The sequence below is a fragment of the Rhodonellum sp. genome (genome assembly GCF_030656585.1).
Classification (GTDB): Bacteria; Bacteroidota; Bacteroidia; order Cytophagales; family Cyclobacteriaceae; genus Rhodonellum; species Rhodonellum psychrophilum.
The window spans coordinates 1-3,594 of record NZ_JAUSPP010000047.1 but is presented as its reverse complement, the minus strand read 5'-3'; the positions used below and the strand labels follow the sequence as shown (position 1 = coordinate 3,594).

At 42.0% G+C, this 3,594-nt stretch carries 3 protein-coding genes and 1 pseudogene; 2 read left to right on the top strand and 2 right to left on the bottom strand.

Features of this window, described 5'->3' with window-relative positions; translation table 11 throughout:
* Together Q7J63_RS12190 and Q7J63_RS12185 are read right to left on the bottom strand one after the other, a co-directional pair.
* Positions 1-691, bottom strand: a 691-nt coding sequence (locus Q7J63_RS12190; protein ID WP_304886443.1) for a penicillin acylase family protein, incomplete at its 3' end; no start/stop codon positions are given.
* A 133-nt stretch (positions 692-824) separates the two neighbouring features.
* A complete protein-coding gene (locus Q7J63_RS12185; protein ID WP_304886441.1) occupies positions 825-1,412 on the bottom strand; it encodes a DUF2911 domain-containing protein in 588 nt (195 codons plus the stop codon).
* A 225-nt stretch (positions 1,413-1,637) separates the two neighbouring features.
* Between Q7J63_RS12185 and Q7J63_RS12180 the strand changes: the two genes are divergently transcribed.
* Positions 1,638-2,984, top strand: coding sequence for a Xaa-Pro peptidase family protein (locus tag Q7J63_RS12180; protein ID WP_304886440.1), 1,347 nt, complete (start codon positions 1,638-1,640; stop codon positions 2,982-2,984).
* Between the two features lie 147 nt (positions 2,985-3,131).
* Positions 3,132-3,594: pseudogene (locus Q7J63_RS12175) on the top strand (endonuclease); the annotation flags it as partial.

Here is a 3,594-nt window from a genome sequence, read left to right as displayed (position 1 = left end):
TAGGATATTCCGGAAAAAGCCTATTGATCAAATCTTCACCGATTAGCGCCCGCAGATTCGTGTATTGCAAATCCTGGTCACCAACCAACATATCCGTCATGTACTTCAAAAGCAAAATTGACTTATAAGCAGTCCATGGTTCTGGTCGGTAATTTAAGATTTTGTATTCCAATGGCATTCTTGCATCCGTCATTTGGGCAATATATTGATTCACCCCGTCAGCATATGCCTCTAAAAGCCTGAATGTGGCAATGTCTTGCTCCTGGATAAATTTCATCCCCAGATCGGCCCCATATGTCAAGCCCTTTCTCCTTGTCATTCTGTCCAATTCCAAAGCTCTCTCTCCCACGATTTCAGACAGCCGTCCAGCTGCGGCCATGGTCTGGAATTCCATTTGCCAAAGTCGGTGCTGTGCGGTGACATAACCTTGGGTCCTAAAAAGGTCTTCCTCATTTTGAGCGAAAATATGGGGAATCAAATTTTCATCATAAATCACTTCAACCGATTCCTTGAGGTTTACCAGCCTTATTTCAGAATCTGAAATTTCATCCTCACTGTATGCATTTTGCCAAAAACCGTGATGGGGATCCAATAATTTCCCCACCGGTGGAATGGATCCAAATTGAAAAGAAATGGCTACTGCCAAGCAGACCGTGATCAATAAGACCAAAATGAAGACAAAATACCTCATAATAAACGTTTGGAGATTTTCAAAGACAAATTGAAATTGCTGTCAATAACTAAAATAATCGCGACAACTCAAATCTTTATAAAAAAATGCCCTTTCCTTGGTAGGGAAAGGGCTTGGCAATGATATCATGCTGCTATTGAATGGCAATTGGTAATTTTAATTTTTCCCATCTCACCACTATTCCTGGGGATTCGATAGCGATGGTCAATTGCTCTTGGCTACTTTCTTCCCAGAGAGGTTGAGATTCCACCCTTAACACATCATTCTCCAGCTTGTACTGAAAATGTCCATGTTCCAAATCCCACTCGGAATTGAAAATAACGGTCCATTTACCTGTAGCCTTTGGGATGGTGAAAAGCGAATATTTTCCAGCAGGAAGCTCTTTCCCTTCCACTAGTACATCTTTTGAGAATTCTACAAATGTGGCCTCATTTGCCCCTGTTCTCCAAACCTCATTGTAAGGTGCGATATCTCCCCAGACAACTCTTCCTTTTACGGAAGGCGCTCCATATTGAATTTTCAAATCCTTATCTCCAATTTTGCCTGCTATTTCCCTAAGTGGACTTGCTCTTTGCTCTTGGGAGGCTTTTTTTTCTGTTTCCATTCCTTCCATTTCGGTACCGGCGGATTCAGTCTCGGTGCTTTTTTCACCACCACAGCCGAAGAAAACAAGCGACCCTGTCAACAAAAATGACAACATCAATGCATTTGGTTTTTTCATATGTTCAACTATTTATTTGCCCGAATATAAAAAAAAAATTGAAATCAATTCTTATATTCAATCCAAATCCTTCATTCCCCAAACACTCTCCCTAAAACTTCCATCCACTTCCAAGGACCTTTAAATGGATATTTAAAGGAATGGTATAAAAAAAGCTTTCTATTCCCAAAAGGATGTTGTTAATTTTCCATCAAATTCAAAATTTTAAAACAAATGCTTTTACAAATGTTCAAAACAAATAAATTGAAACCAGGGGCGATTTTCTTCTTGATATTGGGACTGTTCATGGCCTGCCAGTCCAAATCGGATCACAAGACAATGGAGACCTTTGACAATCCATTTTCAGGTCCAAATCCATGGCCAGAAATCCGGAAGGAGAGAATTCAAAAGCTTCTCCCAGCAGCCATGGAAGCTGCCGGTGTGGATGCGTGGATAATCGTTTGTCGGGAAAACAACAATGATCCGATAGCGCACCATGTGGGGGGAGAGAATGCTGGAGGTACTGCCCTGTTCCTTTTTTATCTCGAAAATCAAAAAGCGAAATCAATAGTTTTTTCCCCTGTGGGAGAAATGACCGCTTTGGCAGAACTCAAAATCCATGATGAAGTCTTTCCCGTGGCGCGCGGTAATTCTGCGATTTTAGATGCAGGAGATTTCATCAAAAACAAAAAATTCAATAAAATTGCCATAAACAGCTCCGAGGAAAATGAGCTGGCTGACGGATTGAGTTATACACAAAGAAAGGAACTGGAAGTCACTTTAGGTACAGAATCTTCCAAATTGGTTTCTTCAGAAGAACTTCTTTATGAATGGCTGTCCATCAAACTCCCAGCGGAGGTAGAAATTATGACAAAAGCCGCCGAACTCAGCTCCAAGTGGCAATATGAGGCCTACCAGCAAGTCGTCCCCGGAAAAACCACAGATGCAGACATCGCCAAATTCCTGAAAAAGAAAATGGAACACTACGGGGTAAAAGACGGTTGGTCCCCTGCCCAAAACCCAAGCGTGAATTCAGGAATTGACCGCGGACATTCACATGCTACTGACAAAGTAATCCAGCCTGGGGACATCATTCAGACGGATTTTGGTATCCGTGTCTATGATATGTGGGTGTCAGATATCCAACGATTCGCCTATGTGTTGAGACCTGAAGAAACCACTGCGCCAGATTCTGTTACGTTTTATTTTGAATCTTCAAAGGGAGGAAACAGAATCGCATTGGCAGCCATGAAACCCGGTGTATTGGGATATGAAGTGGATAAAGCACAAAGGGTATGGATGGCCGAAAGAGGCTCCGAACCTGTCATGTGGAGTACTGGCCATCCCGTGGGATATGTGGCACATGACATCGGCCCCAATTTGGGTGGCGGCCTATTACCGGACCCTTCCGTGAGACCCGCAGCCATGAAGCCCTTAAAAGAAGGAATGCTTTTTGCATTTGACGGATTCCATGCTTGGAAACTGCCAAATGGCGGCACCAAGACCATCTCCGTGGAAGAAACGGCGGTGATAACAAAAGATGGAGCACGTTATTTGATCAATCCCCAAGAAGAATTGATTCTGATCAAATAAAATCAACCCTCCAAAACCGATTTTCCAAAAATGAACTGGTTTTGGAGGTTTTTCCTTTTGTTGATGCTTGAGCCTAGATCCTTTTCAATCAAGGTGGTTTGGATTAGGCAGGTTTTAAATTTAATTTCGTAAAAAATTTAGGTACGCATGATGCGATTGATAACAGGTATAATATTTTTGCTCTCTTTGGGTTTATTTTTTAGCGTCAATATTTCCCCTGAATACTTTCCCTATGTGGGATTGCTAACCCTGCTGATTCCGCCATTGATCGTCGTCAACGCAGTTTTGTTTCTTTCCTTGTTGTTGGCAAAAAGAAAATTGGCCTTACTTCCCTTGATAGCCGTAATTATCGGGTGGAAATTCATTGGCATCACTTTTCAAATACGACCACAACAGGAAAATCCTCAGGGACTTTCGGTCTTGAGTTATAATCTTCATTTGCTTTCCTATACCAGAAATGGTGAAGACCCAAATATCGTCCGTCAAAACATCATCAAATGGTTGAAAGAGAACCCCTCTGACATCAAATGCTTCCAGGAGTTTTACCAGGACTTCACTACTCCATCCAGAAATGCCATCAAGCAACTGGCAAATGATAATGGATATGAAT